At 64.5% G+C, this 16,678-nt stretch carries 11 protein-coding genes; all 11 read left to right on the top strand.

Translation table 11 applies throughout. The features are described from left to right. The first annotated feature begins 5 nt into the window (after nucleotides 1–5). The 11 genes from tssE to ABEH27_RS21625 all read left to right on the top strand — a co-directional run bounded on the left by tssE (nucleotide 6) and on the right by ABEH27_RS21625 (nucleotide 16,630). Nucleotides 6–488 (top strand): type VI secretion system baseplate subunit TssE, encoded by a 483-nt coding sequence (tssE, locus tag ABEH27_RS21675; RefSeq protein ID WP_176516773.1) that lies wholly within the window; start codon nucleotides 6–8, stop codon nucleotides 486–488. Then, nucleotides 488–2,308, top strand: a complete 1,821-nt coding sequence (gene tssF, locus ABEH27_RS21670; protein WP_346615527.1) for a type VI secretion system baseplate subunit TssF — start codon at nucleotides 488–490, stop codon at nucleotides 2,306–2,308. Before tssE ends, tssF begins: the two co-directional genes overlap by 1 nt. Beyond that, nucleotides 2,272–3,342 carry a type VI secretion system baseplate subunit TssG gene (gene tssG, locus ABEH27_RS21665; protein WP_346615526.1) on the top strand — a complete coding sequence of 357 codons (1,071 nt, stop codon included), beginning with the start codon at nucleotides 2,272–2,274 and terminating at the stop codon, nucleotides 3,340–3,342. Before tssF ends, tssG begins: the two co-directional genes overlap by 37 nt. After that, nucleotides 3,339–5,936 (top strand): type VI secretion system ATPase TssH, encoded by a 2,598-nt coding sequence (gene tssH, locus ABEH27_RS21660; RefSeq protein WP_346615525.1) that lies wholly within the window; start codon nucleotides 3,339–3,341, stop codon nucleotides 5,934–5,936. Before tssG ends, tssH begins: the two co-directional genes overlap by 4 nt. Before the next feature lie 25 nt (nucleotides 5,937–5,961). Then, nucleotides 5,962–6,681 carry a type VI secretion system lipoprotein TssJ gene (tssJ, locus tag ABEH27_RS21655; protein ID WP_346615523.1) on the top strand — a complete coding sequence of 240 codons (720 nt, stop codon included), beginning with the start codon at nucleotides 5,962–5,964 and terminating at the stop codon, nucleotides 6,679–6,681. Further along, nucleotides 6,678–8,021 (top strand): type VI secretion system baseplate subunit TssK, encoded by a 1,344-nt coding sequence (gene tssK / locus ABEH27_RS21650; protein ID WP_054901377.1) that lies wholly within the window; start codon nucleotides 6,678–6,680, stop codon nucleotides 8,019–8,021. The genes tssJ and tssK overlap by 4 nt, the downstream gene beginning before the upstream one ends. Then, a complete protein-coding gene (gene icmH / locus ABEH27_RS21645; protein ID WP_054901378.1) occupies nucleotides 8,018–8,734 on the top strand; it encodes a type IVB secretion system protein IcmH/DotU in 717 nt (238 codons plus the stop codon). Before tssK ends, icmH begins: the two co-directional genes overlap by 4 nt. A 30-nt stretch (nucleotides 8,735–8,764) precedes the next feature. Next, nucleotides 8,765–12,571 (top strand): type VI secretion protein IcmF/TssM N-terminal domain-containing protein, encoded by a 3,807-nt coding sequence (locus ABEH27_RS21640; RefSeq protein ID WP_346615522.1) that lies wholly within the window; start codon nucleotides 8,765–8,767, stop codon nucleotides 12,569–12,571. Continuing rightward, on the top strand, nucleotides 12,568–13,476 hold the full coding sequence (gene tagF / locus ABEH27_RS21635; protein WP_346615521.1) for a type VI secretion system-associated protein TagF: 909 nt from the start codon (nucleotides 12,568–12,570) through the stop codon (nucleotides 13,474–13,476). The genes ABEH27_RS21640 and tagF overlap by 4 nt, the downstream gene beginning before the upstream one ends. Beyond that, nucleotides 13,473–15,968, top strand: a complete 2,496-nt coding sequence (tssM, locus tag ABEH27_RS21630; RefSeq protein ID WP_346615520.1) for a type VI secretion system membrane subunit TssM — start codon at nucleotides 13,473–13,475, stop codon at nucleotides 15,966–15,968. The genes tagF and tssM overlap by 4 nt, the downstream gene beginning before the upstream one ends. A 143-nt stretch (nucleotides 15,969–16,111) precedes the next feature. After that, nucleotides 16,112–16,630: a type VI secretion system tube protein Hcp gene (locus ABEH27_RS21625; protein ID WP_016499518.1), complete on the top strand. Its 519-nt coding sequence runs from the start codon at nucleotides 16,112–16,114 to the stop codon at nucleotides 16,628–16,630. Nucleotides 16,631–16,678 lie beyond the last annotated feature (48 nt).

The following is a 16,678-nucleotide window of genomic DNA, read 5'->3' as shown; positions in this document are numbered from 1 at the left end:
GACACATGAGTAATCAGGCCCGCTTGCTGCCCTCGCTGCTCGACCGACTGCTGGACGACCGTCCATACCAGTCGGCCGAGCCCGCTTTGCAGCGCACCTGTTCGCTGGCCGAGTACAAGGCGAGCATCGTCCGCGACCTGGAGGTGCTGGTGAACACTCGCCAGTCCCTGGTCGCCGAAGAGCTCGACGGCTTCAGCCAGCTGGGTGGGTCCATCCTTGAATACGGCATGCCCGACTTCATCAGCCGCAGCGTGCTCGACCCGCATGACCGGCGCCTGATCCAGCAACAGCTGGAGCGGGCGATCAGCACGGGCGACCGGCGTTTCCGCCGGGTGCGCGTGCAGCTGTTGGCCCAGCAGAACGGCCATCGCATGTTGACCTTCCGCGTGGACGCCGTATTGCGTCTGCAGGACATCAGCCGCCAGGTGTCGTTCGACGCCGTGCTGCAGGTCAACACCCAGGAATACAAAGTGCAGAACCTCAACTGATGCTCGACGAACTGCTGCCCTACTACGAAAAGGAACTGTCGCACCTGCGCTTCCTCGGCCAGGAGTTTGCTGCGCAGTACCCGAAAATCGCCTCGCGGCTGCTGATCGAGGGCGACAACTGCGAAGACCCGCACACCGAGCGGCTGATCGAGGCGTTCTCGTTCCTGTCGGCGCGCGTGCATAAAAAGCTCGATGACGAGTTCCCCGAAATCGTCGAGTCGTTCCTTGAGGTGCTGTACCCGCACTACCTGCGCCCTACGCCGTCGATGTCTATCGCCGAGCTGAGCCTGGGCAAGCACGAAAAAGTCACCGAAGCCTACCGCGTGGCCCGGCATACCGAGATGCACGCCAATGCCGTCGAAGGCGTAGTGTGCAAGTTCCGCACCTGCTACCCGGTGGAGTTATGGCCGATTGCCGTGCAACAGGCATCGTTCGCCGAGATGGAACGTTCGGCGTTCAACGGCCACAGCGCCGACCTGGTGGCGCGCCTGCGCATCCGCCTGCAAGCCACCGGTGATGCGCTGTTCGGCCAGTTGGAAGTTGATCGTTTGCGCTTCTTCCTCGATGGCGAAGCAACGCTGATGCACCAGCTGTACGAGCTGCTGTTCAACAACCTGGCCAAAGCCACGCTCAGCTTCCAGGATGAAGGCCGCAACCGCGAAGTGGCGCTGCCGGCCGATGCCTTGAAAGCCGTGGGCTATGCCCGCGACGAGGGCCTGGTGGACTATTCCGAGCGCTCGTTCCTGGGCTACCGCCTGCTGCACGAGTACTTCACGTTCCCCGACAAATTCATGTTCTTCGACCTTTGCGGGTTTGCCCGCATCCTGCAGGGCAAGGCCATCGAGCAAGTCGAGCTCAACTTCTATTTCAACGACTACGACCTTAGTGACCGCCTGTCACGGTTGACCCAGAACATCGGCCGCAACAACTTCAAGCTCAACTGCACGCCGATCATCAACCTGTTCCGCCAACAGGCCGAGCCGATCAAGCTCACCCATACCCAGCACGAGTACCCGGTGACCCCGGACATTCGCCTGCACAACGCCGCCGAGGTGGTGTCGATCGACCGCGTGCGCCGCGTGCGCAAACTGGGCGGTATCGACCACGTTGGCACCTGCCAGCCGTTTTTCGAACCGCGTGGCGAGCAAGACCCGCACAACAGCTACTGGATCGCCCGCCGGCGCAACCAGGGCGATGCCACCGCCATGAGCATCCGCGTGGTCGACCGCGACCTGGAGCTGATCGACGGCAACAGTGACACCCTCAGCATCAGCCTCACCTGCAGCAACCGCGATGTACCGCTGATGCTGCCGTTCGGCGGCGAGCGTGGCGACTTCAACATCCCGGCCAACTCGGTGATCAAGGACATCCGCTGCCTGCGCAAACCCACCGCCACGGTGCGCGTCCCGTTGGGCAAGGGCCTGATCTGGCGGCTCATCGCGCACCTCTCGCTCAACCACCTGTCGCTGGTCAGCCAGGGCCGCGAAGTGCTGCTCGAACTGCTGTCGCTGTACAACTACCGCAACGTGTCGGCCATCCGCAAACAGATCAACGGCATCAAGGCGATCAGCAGCGAGCCGGTGGTGGCACGCATCGGCCACCCGCGGCCGAACTTCGTACGCGGCGTGGGCATCACCCTGACCTTCGACGAAAGCCAGTTCACCGGCAGCGGCGTGTTCCTGTTCGGCATGGTGCTGGACCACTTCTTCGGGCAGTACTGCTCGATGAACAGCTTTACCCAATTGACCTTGCGCACCCAACAACGAGAAAAGAGAGTCGTCCAATGGCCAGCCCGTACTGGCGATCAGCCCCTGGTCTGATCGATCAAGCCAGAGCCGAGCCGCACCGATTCGAATTCTTTCAATTGGTGCGCTTGCTCCGCCTGCATTACAGCCGCACCGGCCGCATGGACCTGGCAACCCGGCCGCACGAAGACCCGCTGCGTTTTCGCAGCCAGTTGTCGTTGGCGTTCCCGGCCAGTGAAGTCAGCGAGCTGCACTTCGAACGTGAAGGCAAGGTGTCGACGGCCGGCCTGCCGCTGTCGGAAGTGCAGGTGACGTTCATGGGCCTGGTCGGGCCGTCGGGCGTGCTGCCGCGGCCATACACCGAGCTGCTGCTGGAGCGCCACGTGCAGTACCGCGACGATGCCGCCCATGCGTTTCTGGACATCTTCTCGCACCGCATGACCACGCTGTTCTACGAAGCCTGGCAGAAGTACAAATTCCATATCGAGCACGAGCGCAACGGCACCTCGGGCTTCGATGGCTACCTGCTCAACCTGGTCGGCCTCGGCCCGCGTGCGCAGCACTTGAAGTTCGAGCAGCCGCAACCGGTGCTGCGCCGCGAACTGTTCAGCTACTTTGCCGGGCTGCTCAGCCAGAAGCCGCGCAACGCGCTCAACCTGGAGCGCATGCTGGGCTTCTATTTCGGCCTGCCGATCCAGGTCAAGCAGTTCGCCGGTCGCTGGCTCAACCTGCAGCCCGAGCAGTGCACCCAGCTGGGCCGCAAAAACGCCCAGCTTGGCCATAGCGCCGTTGCCGGCAACCGCGTGTGGGATTACCAGTCGTGCATCCGCATCGAACTGGGCCCCTTGGCCCTGGCCGATTACCAGCGGTTTCAGCCGGGTACCGAGTGCTACAAAAAGCTGGTCGAGCTGGTGCGCTTCTATATAGGTGCCGAGCTGGACTTCGAAATTGCCCCTCGCCTCAAGCGCGAGGCCGTGCCGCGCGCCCAACTGGGCCGCAGCGGCAATGTCGCGCTGGGCTGGCTGGGCTGGCTCAAACGCCCTGGCCGTGACGCGGAGCCATCGCGTTGCGCCGTCTTCCACATTCCTTACGATGGGGTCGCCTTGTGAACCTGAAGTCTCTGTTCGCCAAGCTCAACGAAACCAGCCGCACGGCCACTGAAAGCGCGGCGGCCCTGTGCCTGTCGGAGCACCACTATGACGTCGAGGTGGAGCACCTCTTGCTGCAACTGCTCGACAACAGCGACAGCGACCTGCCGGTGATCCTGCGCCATTACGACGTGGTCGCCGAGCGCCTGCAGGCGCAACTGGTCACCGCCCTGGGCACCTTCAAAAAGGGCAACACCCGCACGCCAGCCCTGTCCCCGCACATTACCCGCATGATCGAACAGGCCTGGGTGCTGGCCTCGATCGAGTACGGCGTCGGCCAGGTGCGCAGCGCCCACCTGCTGCAAGCGTTGCTCGACGACGCCGAGCTGCGCCGGGTGGTAATCGCCTCTGCACCGGAGCTTGAGAAAGTGAACGCCGACGACCTGCGCCTGAACCTGGCGGCACTGGTCGAAGGCAGCGCCGAATCGAAGCTGGCGAGCCCGTTGGCCAGCCCAGCTGCGCCGGTGACCGGCGCTGGCAAGGTGGGTGGCAAGACCCCTGCCCTGGACCAGTACACCGTCAACCTCACGCAAAGCGCCCGCGACGGCCGTATCGACCCGGTGCTCGGCCGCGAGTTCGAAGTGCGGCAGATGGTCGACATCCTCACCCGCCGCCGCCAGAACAACCCGATCCTTACCGGTGAGGCCGGGGTCGGCAAAACCGCTGTGGTCGAAGGCCTGGCCCTGCGCATCGCCCAGGGCGATGTGCCGGCGGTGCTCAAGGACGTGGCCCTGCACACCCTCGACCTGGGCCTGCTGCAAGCCGGTGCCGGGGTAAAAGGCGAGTTCGAAAACCGCCTGAAGGCGGTGATCGAAGAGGTCAAGCGCAGCCTGCACCCGATCATCCTGTTCATCGACGAAGCCCACACCCTGATCGGCTCTGGTGGCCAGGCCGGGCAGAACGACGCCGCCAACCTGCTCAAGCCAGCCTTGGCCCGTGGCGAGTTGCGCACCATCGCCGCCACCACCTGGGCCGAGTACAAGAAGTACTTCGAGAAAGACGCCGCCCTCGCCCGCCGCTTCCAGGTGGTCAAAGTCGAAGAGCCTGACGAAGACAAGGCCATCTATATGCTGCGCGGCTTGCTCGGCAAGATGCGCGAACACCACAAGGTGGCGGTGATGGACGAAGCGCTGGTGCAGGCTGTACGCCTGTCCAACCGCTACATCACGGGCCGTCAGCTGCCAGACAAGGCAGTCAGCGTGCTCGACACCGCCTGCGCGCGCATCGCCCTGGCGCAATCGTCGCAGCCAGGTGCCCTGGAAGACACCCGCCGCCACATCGACAACCTGCAAGCCGAAATCGCCGTGCTCGACCACGAGGCCGGCAAAGGCCACGACCATGCTCGCCGCCTGGCCGAGCTGCAAGCCGCCCTGCAGGCCGAGCAGGTCCAGGAACAGCGCCTGGCCGCCCAATGGCAGCAAGAGCTTGAGCTGGTCGAGCAGCTCAAGGCCCTGGACAGCGCCAAGCAGGCCGATGCAGAGCAACTCAATGCCCTGCGTGCCGAGCTCAGCAATGTGCAAGGCGACCAGCCACTGGTCCACGCCCTGGTCGACGCCGGCGCCATCGCCCAGGTGATCAGCGGCTGGACTGGCATCCCCCTGGGCAAGATGCTGCGTGACGAGATCGACACCGTACAGCGCCTGCCAGCCCTGCTCGGCGAGCGCGTGCTGGGCCAGGACCACGCCCTGCACGAGATCGGCAAGCGCATCAAGATTTCCCGCGCGCGCATGGAAGACCCGAACAAGCCGATCGGCGTGTTCCTGCTGCTCGGCCCCAGCGGCGTCGGCAAGACCGAAACCGCGCTGGCCCTGGCCGACACCCTGTACGGCGGCGAGCGCAACTTGATCACCATCAACATGTCCGAGTACCAGGAAGCCCATACCGTGTCGAGCCTCAAAGGCTCGCCGCCCGGCTACGTCGGTTACGGCGAAGGCGGCGTGCTGACCGAAGCCGTGCGCCGCAAGCCGTACAGCGTGGTGTTGCTGGACGAGGTGGAAAAGGCCCACCCCGACGTGCTGGAACTGTTCTTCCAGGTGTTCGACAAGGGCGTGCTGGACGACGGCGAAGGCCGGGAGATCAACTTCCGCAACACGGTGATCATCCTCACCTCCAACACCGGCACCGAACGCATCATGCACACCTGCCTGAACGCCGAAACGCTGCCAACGCCGGAGGCTATCGTCGAAGGCCTGCGCGATGAGCTCAACCGGGTGTTCAAGCCGGCCTTCCTCGGCCGCCTGAGCATCGTGCCGTTCTACCCGGTACAGGACCAGATCCTCGAACGCATCGTCGCCCTCAAGCTCGACCGCATCGCCAAGCGTTTCGCCCGTAACCATCAGGCCGAACTCAGCTACGACGATGCACTGGTCAAGGCCATTGCGGCGCGTTGCACCGAGGTCGACAGCGGCGCGCGCAACATCGACAACATCCTGTCGCGCACCTTGATGCCCGAGCTGGCCCAGCACGTGCTCGAGCGCATGGCGCAGGACGCGCCGATCGAGCGCCTGACGATCGAGCTGGGCAGCGATGGCGATTTCGCCTATCGCCTGGCCTGAATCAGTACCTGGAGGTTTAGCCGTCATGCAACGCAGCCACACCACACTCAAGCGCCTGAGCGCTGTCGCCCTGCTGCTGGCACTCGCCGGTTGCGGGGTTACCGACCGCATCGGCAAGCGCATGGACGACAGCTGGGCAGCTGACATGCTGGCCGACAGCGAGAAGGTCATCCTGACCTCCGATGGTGGCAACCAGCTCAACCCCGATGCCGAGGGCAAACCGTTGTCGGTGGTGATGCGTGTGTACCAGCTGACCGACCTCGAACGTTTTGCTGCCACCGATGCCGACACCCTCTGGGAAGCCCCGGAAAAAGCCCTGGGCAACACCCTGGTGGAGGCCCGCGAGCTCACCCTGCTGCCAGGCATCGGCCAGATCGACCAGTGGCCGCTGGCCAAAAGCGCCCGGTACGTCGGTATGGCCGCGTTCTTCCGCGACGACCAGGATGCCCGCTGGAAGGTTGCCTTCGACGCCAACTCGCTGCGCAAGGACGGTATCTGGTTCTCCTCCGATGGCCTGCGCATTCTCGTTGACAAGACGGCGATCACCGCCGTGCGTGGCGTGGACGTGCTGAACAAGCCGCCCACCGCCGAGCAAGTGGCGGCCGCCCAGGCCAAGGACACCGCGCCGACCATCAGCGACAAAGTGCAAGACGCGGTGATCGACAAGGCCACGGACGCTGCCGGCCAGTCGGCACAAAACGCCATGGATTCAAAATTCAACTCTTTAGTGGATAGCGTCAAATGAGCAAGCAGAGCCGAGTGATGTGGTCGGAAGGCATGTTCCTGCTGCCCCAGCACTTCCAATACCAGGATGAGTTCCACCAGCACCAGCTGGCCGAGGCGACGCTGCGCGGCACCCCGTTCCATTGGGGCGTGCAGGCGTTGCAAGTGGACGAGGATGCCCTGGCCAACGGTTCGCTGCAGCTCAAGCGCCTGAAACTGGTGTTCCCCGACGGCAGCCTGTACGACGCGCCGCAGCACGACCCGCTGCCGGCCGCCCGCGACCTCAAGGACCTGCTCAAGGCCAATGACCTGAAGGTTTATGCCGCGCTCAAACTGCCCGAGCCCTTCGGCCTCAACTATGTCGAGGATGGCCAGGAGCACAAGGCTGCACGGCGCTTTCGCAAACAGTTCGATACCCTGCCCGACCTCAACGAAGGCGAGCTGGAAAACGAAATCACCAGCCTGCGGCTGAACGTGGTGCTGCTGGTGGACGGCGACAGCCTCGATGGCTACAGCCATTGCCCGTTGGCCAAGCTGACGCGCAACAGCATGGGCGGCTTCAACCTCGACCCGCATTTCGTTCACCCCACCCTGCACCTGGGCAGCCACGACACCCTGGCCGGTATCGGCAAGCGCCTGCTCGGTGCGCTGCAGGCCAAGAGCAAGGCGCTGTCGGGCCGGCGCCGAGAACGCGCTGACCAGATCGCCGAATTCGGCTCCAGTGACGTGACCCTGTTCTGGCTGTTGAACACCGTCAACCGCGCGCACCCGCAACTGGCCCACTTGCTGGCTCACCCGCGCCTGCACCCGGAGCGCCTGTACCTGTTCCTGGCAGACCTGGCCGGCGGCTTGCTGACCTTTACCCTGGACACCCAGCTGAGCGATGTGCCGGATTACGACCACCACGACCCGGCCGCGTCGCTGGTCAAGCTGGACGAGATGATCCGGGTGATGCTCGACAATGTCGTGCCCAACCAGTGCATCGTCATCAACCTCACCCAGACCAAACCGAGCTACTGGCAAGGGCAATTGCGCGACCCGCGCCTGGCCGAAGCCGACTTCTATATCTCGGTACACGCCGACATGCCCGGTGCCAGCCTGCTGGAACTGGTGCCGCGGGCGTTCAAGGTCGGCTCGCCGGAAGACATCGAGGTGGTGGTCAACAGCGCCATGCCGGGGGTCACCCTCAACCATGCCGCGCGGCTGCCCAACGCCATTCCGGTGCGCCTGGACAACCAATACTTCGCCATCGAGCCACACGGCAATGTCTACGAGCGAATGATGAACGCCCAGACCATCTGCTTCTACGCGCCCAGCGCCTTTACCAACCTCAAGCTTGAACTGATGGCGGTGCTCAAATGACCGAAGCCGTATTGCAGCAAGGCGCCGTTGCGGCCGCCGACGACAAACCGAAGCTCAAGGACCTGGTCCAGGACTTCATCAGCATGGCGCTGATCGTGCGCCGCGGCCGCCAGGTCACTTCGGTGCAGGCCTTCGAGGGCAGCGTCGAGCGCTTCTTCGCCAACCTGGAGCGCGATGCCCGCGCCGCCAACTACAGCGTCGAGCAGGTCAAGGACACCCAATACGCGCTGTGCGCATTCCTCGACGAAAGCGTGCTGCGCTCGGGCGATAGCGAGCTGCGCCGGCATTTCGAACTGCAGCCGCTGCAGTTCCGCTACTTCGGCGTGCACCTGGCCGGTGAAGGCTTCTTCGAGAAGGTCGACGCCCTGCGCGCCGACGTGAAACAGAACCTCGATGTGCTGGAGGTCTACCACCTGTGCCTGGCCCTGGGCTTCGAAGGCAAGTTCAGCCTCGGCCAGAAAGACCAGCTGCGCTACCTGGCCAATTCCCTGGGCCAGGACATCGCGCGCTACCGCAAGGCGCCGAAGGCCCTGTCGCCGGACTGGGCCCTGCCCGACCAGGTGTCGCAGATGCTGCGCCACGAGGTGCCGCTGTGGGTGTACCTGGTGTTGATTGCGCTGGTCTGCGTTGCGGTGTACCTGACGCTCGACTGGTTGCTCGACAAGGACGTCGCCGCCCTTTCCGAACAAATCCGCCAGCTGTTCAGTGCCTGAGCCCCTATCAGGTAGCCGAGTCAGGAAGACATGAAAACATTACTGCGTCTGTTGAAGAGTTTCTGGATCCTCCTGCCACTGCTGTGGCTGGTGAGCTTGTTGATCTGCTGGCTGGTGGCCCCACTGGTGCCTTGGCTGCGCCACCACGTGCCCGAAGCGTTGGCCATTATCAGTGCCTGCTTCTTGCTGGTGATCGTGCTGCGCCAGTACCAACGCATCCGCGCCGAACACAACCTGGAGAACCTGCTGCAGCTCGAGGTCGATCGCTCGTGGAACGCCACTGGCGAATTCCGCGACCAGCAAGTGCTGCGCGAGCGCCTCAAGCACGCCATCGCCATGCTGCGTACCGACCGCTCAGCCGGCGGTGGTGGCAAGGCGGCGCTGTCGGACCTGCCCTGGTACCTGGTGATCGGCATGTCGGCCGCCGGCAAGACCTCCCTGCTGACCCACTCGGGGCTGTCGGCGAGCATTGCGACGGCCAACGACAGCGAAAGCGGCACCCAGCACTGCGACTGGTACTTCAGCCCCGACGCGGTGATGATCGACACGGCGGGCCGCTACCTACGCGACGACCAGTCTGCCAGCGAGTTCTCGGCCTTCTTGCGCATGTTGCGCAAGCAGCGCGGCAAGGCGGCGATCAACGGCCTGGTACTGGTGGTCAGCCTGCCCGAGTTGTTGGCGGCCAACAGCGACGAGCGTAACGCCCTGGCGGCACAACTGGTGACGCGGGTCGAGGAATACGCCGAGTGCCTGGGCACCAACCCGCCGATCTACCTGATGCTGAGCAAGACCGACCAACTGCCAGGCTTCAACCAGGCATTCGAAGGCCTCGACCTGCACCAGCGCCAGCAGCCACTGGGCATGACCTTTGGCCTGTCGGAGATCCGCAACAATGGTTTGCACAGCGTCATCAATGCACGCCTGAAAAACCTGCAGAGCCACATCCGCCAGCATGTCGATGCGCAAATGGTCAGCCTGGGCGCCGATGCCGACAGCACCCTGGTCAACTTCCCGCAATATTTCGCTGCACTCAATGGCGTGCTCGAGCAGTTTCTCGAACACTTCACGCGCAGCCAGCACGGCAGCGCCCCACTGCTGCTGCGCGGCCTGTACTTCACCAGTGCACTGCAGACCGACCAGCAGTTGGGCCACGTCTACGAAGACGAGATCGCCGACAGCTTTGCCCTGCAAGCGGCCTATGATGATGGCGCGCAGGCCGATGGCAAGGCGCCGGGCAACCGCAGCTACTTCATCACCGATACCTTCCGCCAGGTGATTTTCCCCGACCGCGACCTGACCCTGTACCAGTCGCGCCTGGGCCGCCAGGCCGCGTTCAGCCCGCTGATGCTGGGCCTGGCCGCGGCTGCCGGGGTGGCGTTCATCGGCTGGCAGGCGCTGTCGTTCGCCAACAACCGCCAGTGGCTGGACAGCCTGCGTGGGCAGTTGGCCGAGATCGAGCAATCGGCTGACCGCGAACAACTGCTGGCAGCCGGCAAAGGCCTGGAAGTGCTGCGCGGGCAGATGGCCACGGTCGAGGCTCACCGGCTGCAGGGCGTGCCGCTGCAGCTGAGCGCCGGCCTGTACCACGGCGAAGCGATCCACCAGGTCGCTCGCACCGCTTACCTGGCGCAACTGCGCAGCCAGGCACTGGAGCCGATTGCCCGCAATCTGCAGGTACAGATGCGTGCCTTCAACACCTTTGCCAGCGGTATCAATCAGGAACTGGAATTCACCCCGGCACCGAAGAGCCGCAATGGCAAGCCACTGGCGCCACGCCTGGCGGCCAAGGCCCAGGCCGCGCTCAACAAGACCCGCGCCAGCGCCTACGCCGCGAAGGTCAACCTGGCGACCGCCAGCGATGCTGCCGAGCTGTCCGCAACCACCGGCGGCCTGTCGCTCTCCGAAGAGATGCTTGGGCGCCTGGATGAGCAACAGGTCGCGTCGATCATCGAGGCCTACAACACCCTCAAGCTGTACCTGCTGCTGACTGAGCCGCAGGCCCACCCGGACGCCGCCTTCGTTGCCGCCAGCCTGCCACAGGCCTGGGCCGCCGCAGCCTCCGAAGGTACACCGGCGGACGAAGGGGTTATCAGCGAGAACGCACCGCTGTACGTGCAATTGCTCGAACAGGGCCAGGCCCCTTCGCTGCCACGCAACGCACAACTGATTGACGAAACCCGGCAGAACCTCAAGTCGTTCATGATTTCCAGCTCGCTGGTCGACCGTGAATACCTGCGCCTGCAGCTGGAGTCGAGCCGCCAGTTCCCGGCCCTGAGCCTCAACGACCTGGTGCCGATGCCTGGCCGCACGCTGCTGTACAGCTCAGCGGGCGTGCCGGCGATCTACACCCGCCAGGGCTGGGACACCTTCGTCAAACCTGAACTGATCAAGCTGGTGTCGGGCAACCTGCGCAACGATACCGACTGGGTACTCGACGGCGAAGGCGGCGATGCCATCGTGCAGAAGGCCAACTTCGTGCGCGAGTTCATGACCCGCTACAAGCGCGACTACACCCAGGCTTGGTACAAGATGGTCAACAGCGTCGGCGTGCGCCACTTCGCCGACCTGGCGTCGGCCACCGAGCACCTGGGGCTGCTCAGCGACGTGCAGAACTCGCCAGTGAAAAACTTGCTGGCCGCGGTCAATGACAACACCCAGTGGGACCTGCCGGCGCAGCGGGAAGCAACGCCTACGGGCAATGCCCGCGTGGACGGTTTCTGGAGCAAGGTCAGCGGCCTGCTCGACGACGCCAAGGACAGCGTACCGGACGCCGTCGCGCCGAGCCTGCCAGCGGTCGACGACGGCAGCCTGGCCAAACGCTTCGAACCGGTGGCGCGTGTGTTTGCCGCCAACAACGCCGAAGGCGCCGACAGCACCATCATGGACCGCTACCTGGCCGCCCTGCGCAAGCTCAAGGTGCGCATGAACAACATCCAGCGCTCGCAGGACGTCGGCAAGGGCAGCAAGCTGCTGATCAGTGAAACCCTGGAAGGTCAGCCGAGCGAAGTGACCACCGTACGCAACTACGTGGAAACCAGCGTCGACACCAGCCAGGACGGCCTGTCGCGCTCGCTGCAGGGGCTGTTCAGCCTGCCTATCCAGTACGCCTGGGAAACCCTGCGCGACCCGGCCGGCCAGCAGATCGCCAAGGCTTGGGCACAGCAGATAGCCAAGCCCTGGGAACAGGTGATGGCGCACCGTTACCCGATCGCCACCGGCAGCCGCAACGAGGCGTCGGTCAAAGACCTGCAGCGCTTCGTCGACCCCGACAGCGGCCTGCTGCCGACCTTCAAGCGCAACGAGATCGGCAACCTGTCCGGCGGCGAAGGCCTGGGCCTGAGCAACGGCAAGGCGCCGGCCCTGGTCAACCCTGGCATGCTCAACAGCATCGACAAGGCCAGCTCTGTGGGCCAGGTGATCGCCAGCCTGTCGGACCGCGACAACGGCTTCGAGATCATGCTCGAACCGTCGGCCAACTTCACCGACATCGTGTTCACCCTTGACGGCCAGGAACAGCACTACCGCAACGGCCGCAGCAGCTGGAACCGCTTCGCCTGGCCTGGCACCAGCAATGCGCCGGGCGCACGTCTGGACGTGGTGACCCTGAGCGGCGCACGCCTGAACGTATTCGACTTCCCGGGCCGCTGGGGCCTGCTGCGCATGAACGAAAGCGCGCGGGTGGACGACCTCGACGGCATCCAGCAACGCTTTAGCTGGAACACGGCCAATGGCCGCGTCAGCCTGGTGGTGCGCAACTTCGGCGGCGTCAAGCTGACCGACCTGGGCGACGTCAAGGCCTTGAGCGCGCTGAACGGCGCTGGCAGGGGCGCACAATGATCGGTTGCTTCGGCAAGCTCCCGTCGAGCGCGGACTTCGTCAGCCTGCATGGCGCGGCGGAGGAAGTCTGCGAATTCGACGCCTGGCTGCAGGCCTCGCTGGCGGCGATGCGCCACCGCGAGGACTGGCAGGCGTTGTTCGACGCGCTGCCGATGTGTTTCTTCAGTTACCGCGCGCGCAATGGCAACCGGTTGCTGGGCGGCCTGCTCAGCTCCCGCGATGCCAGCCAGCGGCGCTACCCGTTTTTCATCTTCCAGGTGCTCAAGGGCCAGGAAGGTGAAGCGCTGCTCAACCCGTTCACCCTGGGTGAGCTGTTCAGCGCCCAGATCAAGCCGCTGCTGCACCAGGCGGTGCAAGGCTCCGAGCCCGCTGCTGTGTTCGAGCGCATCAAGGCCTTGCGCCCACTGCAGGCCCAGGACCTTGACCTGTTCCGCCGGGTGCACGCCAAGTTCCTCCATGATTTCAGCTTTGCCGACGTTGCCCGAGCGCTGCACGGTTCCTGGCCAACCTTTGACGGCGCTACTGCGCTGGCACGCCTGCAGCTTGCACACGCGTCGCTGCACAGCGACTTCGAGGGCGCTATCGAGTTGCCACTGCCAGCCGAGCGTGGCCTGAAAAACCCCACCGCCGACCTGTGGCTCACCTGGCTCACGCGCATGAGCGGCCGCCAAGGTGCGCCTGCAGTCAGCCTGCTGGCAGACAACTTCATGCACCCACGGCTGTTGTGCTTCCCGTCGCGCCATGCCAATACGGCCTATCGCCTGCTCAGCGGCACGGCCGATGCCCGCCAGCACCTGGACCTGCTCAGCCCATTGGCGCAACCGGCCCGCGCACACGATTACGACCGACCTCTTGAACACGTCATCGACCAGTTCGTCGATACGCTGGATGCGACGCCTGTATGAACAAGATCAAGTACTACTGCCTGCGCTACCAACCCTACCTGCTGGGGCTGGCCTTCTTCCTGGCGATTTTCGTGGTCTGGGCCATTGGCCGGGCCCTGGGCTTCGCCTCGCTGCACAGCCTGCTGGCAGGCATCGGTGTGTTCCTGCTGTTGTCGGCGGGCTATGTGCTGCTGCTGTACCGCGGCGCCGGCCAGCACCACAACCTTGAGGCGTTGCTGCGCGATGACGCCGACCAGGCCGTACTCAACGCCACCCCGGCCGACCGCGAGGAGGTCAGCCTGCTGCGCGAACGGCTGCTGCAGAGCATCGAGCGCCTGCACAGCAACAAGCCACGCGGCACCCCAGCCAAGGACGCCCTCTACGCCCTGCCCTGGTACCTGGTGGTGGGGCAGCCCGCCGCGGGCAAAAGCACCATGATCCTGCAATCGGGGCTGAACTTCCCCTATGCCGAGCGTGAAGGCGCTCGCGTCGCAGGCCTGGGTGGCACGCGTAACTGCGATTGGTTCTTCAGCTCCGAAGCCGTGCTGCTGGACACCGCCGGGCGCTACATGAACAGCCCTGAAGAAGCCGGCAAATGGCGCGGGTTCCTGCAGCTGCTGCGCCAGCAGCGCCAGCGCCGCCCGCTCAATGGCCTGATCGTCAGCGTCAGCATCGCCGACATCCTGCACGGCTCGGCCGAGGACCAGGAGCGCGTGGCCAAGCGCTTGCGCGAGCGCATTCAGGAAAGCTGCGCGTTGCTCGAGGTGCGCCTGCCGATCTACCTGGTGTTCACCAAGTCCGACCTGATCCCGGGCTTCACCCCCTTCTATCGCCAGCTGGACGACAGCGCACGTGGCGAAGTAATGGGCAAGACCTTCTCGCACAAAGGCTTCGAGCAGGCCGACTGGGGCCAGCGCTTTGGCAAGGCCATGGACGAGCTGACCGGTTACTGGCAGCAGGTCGCGAGCCAACAGCTGGTGCAGCAGGACATTCAGGTCACCCGGCATAACGACGCGGCCTACCGCTTCCCGCTGGAGCTGGCCGCGCTCAAGCCGCGCCTGCAACGCTTCGTTGACAGCCTGCTGCGCGCCAACCCGTACCAGAATGCCGAGCTGCTGCGTGGTTTCTACTTCACCGCCGCGCTGGAAGCCGACGAGGCCCAGTGGGGCAGCCACGGTGAGCATGTGGCCGAGCGCTTTGCCCTGGCGCATGGTGAGGGTGCCGCCCAGGGCGGCAGCCAGCCGTCGCCGCTGTTCATCAACAGCCTGTTCCGCAAAGTGATCATCCCCGACCAGCACCTGGTGGCGCTGTATACCAGCAACCGCCGCGAGCGCCGGCGCAAGGCTGCCTGGGTGGGTGCCGCCAGCCTGGCGGGCTTGCTGCTGTGCAGCCTGTGGGGCTGGTCCTATTTCAACAACCGCGCCACCCTCGGCAGCATCGCCGGCGAGCTGGCTCAGGCCAAACGCGAAGATCAGGCCAACCCCGGGCAGTACGCCGCCTGGCACAGCCTGGACCGCCTGCGCTTCTGGGCCGCGCACTACTACCAGCAACACCACGAGCACGCCGTGCCACTGGGTATGCGCCTGGGCCTGTACCAGGGCCATGCGGTCGAGCCGGTGCTGCGCACTCGCTACTTTGCCACTCTGCAGAACGTGATGCTCAAGCCCACGGCGGACAACCTCACCCGCACGCTGTACCTGCTGACCACGCTCAAGGTGTACCAACGCAATACCCGCGAGCTGCAACCGGTCACCGGCGTGGACAGCGTCGAGGCCGAAGCCCTGCCCCATGACAACCGCGCTCAGTCGATCGCCGACTTCGGCAAGGCAGCCCTGGACACCTACGTGATGCTGTCGCCGGCGCAGCGGGAAAAGGCCGACCCGGCGTTCCTCAAGGCGCGCCTGCCAGACTACTGGTACCCCGCCATCGCCCGCCACACCGGCAAGAGCATGGTCGCCACCGGCAGCGACAGCACCGCCAGCCAGGACTACCAGTACGCCAGCCGGCAGATCGTGTTTTACAGCGACCAGATCCGCGAACCGGACGTGCCGCGCATTCTTGACAATGCGTTCCTGATGTCCAGCTCGCGCAACTACATCAACAGCCTGCTGACCCAGTCGTTGCGCTCGATCGAGACCATCACGCTGGAGTCCGACACCCTGTTCGCCTTCGCCCGTGCCGACTTCCAGAGCCTCAAAAGCGAAGGCCAGAGCCAACTGAGCGCGATCGCCAACAAGCTGCTGAACACCCCGAACATCGGCAAGATCGTCATTTCTGGCCATGCCGACCAACTGGGTGACGCGCAGGGCAATTTGCAGGTTTCCCGGCAACGGGCGCAAACCATCCGCACCTACCTGGTGGGCAAGGGTGTGCCCGCCGAGCTGGTCACCGCCCAGGGCGAAGGCAGCCGCAAGCCGCTGGTCAATTGCGACATGCAGCAAGCACGGGCACAGCTGATCAAGTGCCTGGAGCCCAACCGCCGGGTAGAAATCGAAGTGCGCGGGCTCAACTGAGGCCGCGCCGCAAGAACCGGCCAGCCGGGCCTCACAGGAGGAGGCCCGGCTGGCGGCAAGCTACCTCTGCTGACGCTGTCAGAGAGGTCAACACGAAGGGACGCATGAGCGACCTTTAATTGATGTTAATGGAGAGTTTCACAATGGCATTTGACGCGTATATCCAAATCGACGGCATCCCGGGCGAAGTACTGGATGACAAGCACAAGGACTGGATCGAAGTGCTGGGCTACGAGTACGGCGCCACTCAGGCCACTTCGGCTACCGCAAGCTCCTCGGGCGGTGCGTCCTCCGAGCGCGTGGCGCTGAGCGACTTCAAGATCCGCAAGGCAGTCGACAAGGCTTCGGCCAAACTGTTCGAACACTGCTGCACCGGCAAGCACATCGCCAAGCTGAAGCTGAACGTCAACCGTGCCGGTGGTGACAAGGTCACCTACCTGACCATCGACATGGAAGAAGTGGTGGTGTCGTCGGTCAAGTTCGTGGCCGGTGGCAACCAGGGCGGTGAAGACAAGGCGGTCAGCGACCTGCCGATCGAAGAAATCAGCTTCAACTTCGCCCGTATCAAGACCACCTACACCCAGCAGAACCGTACCGACGGCCAGGCTGGCGGCAACATCGTCGGTGGCTGGGACCGCACCGCGAACAAAGTGTTCGCCTAAGCACTTGCTTGGCATGGGCCGCACATGCGGCCCATATCCTGCGGCGTG

This window comes from Pseudomonas sp. P39-UII1 (genome assembly GCF_039672635.1).
Lineage (GTDB): Bacteria > Pseudomonadota > Gammaproteobacteria > Pseudomonadales > Pseudomonadaceae > Aquipseudomonas.
Note: the sequence above shows the minus strand (reverse complement) of the source record. Positions and strands in the feature narration are given on the sequence as shown.

Coding starts and splice junctions, on each gene's coding strand:
- tssE (WP_176516773.1), top strand. CDS start 6: ATGAGTAATCAGGCCCGCTTGCTGCCCTCGCTGCTCGACCGACTGCTG.
- tssF (WP_346615527.1), top strand. CDS start 488: ATGCTCGACGAACTGCTGCCCTACTACGAAAAGGAACTGTCGCACCTG.
- tssG (WP_346615526.1), top strand. CDS start 2,272: ATGGCCAGCCCGTACTGGCGATCAGCCCCTGGTCTGATCGATCAAGCC.
- tssJ (WP_346615523.1), top strand. CDS start 5,962: ATGCAACGCAGCCACACCACACTCAAGCGCCTGAGCGCTGTCGCCCTG.
- tssK (WP_054901377.1), top strand. CDS start 6,678: ATGAGCAAGCAGAGCCGAGTGATGTGGTCGGAAGGCATGTTCCTGCTG.
- icmH (WP_054901378.1), top strand. CDS start 8,018: ATGACCGAAGCCGTATTGCAGCAAGGCGCCGTTGCGGCCGCCGACGAC.
- ABEH27_RS21640 (WP_346615522.1), top strand. CDS start 8,765: ATGAAAACATTACTGCGTCTGTTGAAGAGTTTCTGGATCCTCCTGCCA.
- tagF (WP_346615521.1), top strand. CDS start 12,568: ATGATCGGTTGCTTCGGCAAGCTCCCGTCGAGCGCGGACTTCGTCAGC.
- tssM (WP_346615520.1), top strand. CDS start 13,473: ATGAACAAGATCAAGTACTACTGCCTGCGCTACCAACCCTACCTGCTG.
- ABEH27_RS21625 (WP_016499518.1), top strand. CDS start 16,112: ATGGCATTTGACGCGTATATCCAAATCGACGGCATCCCGGGCGAAGTA.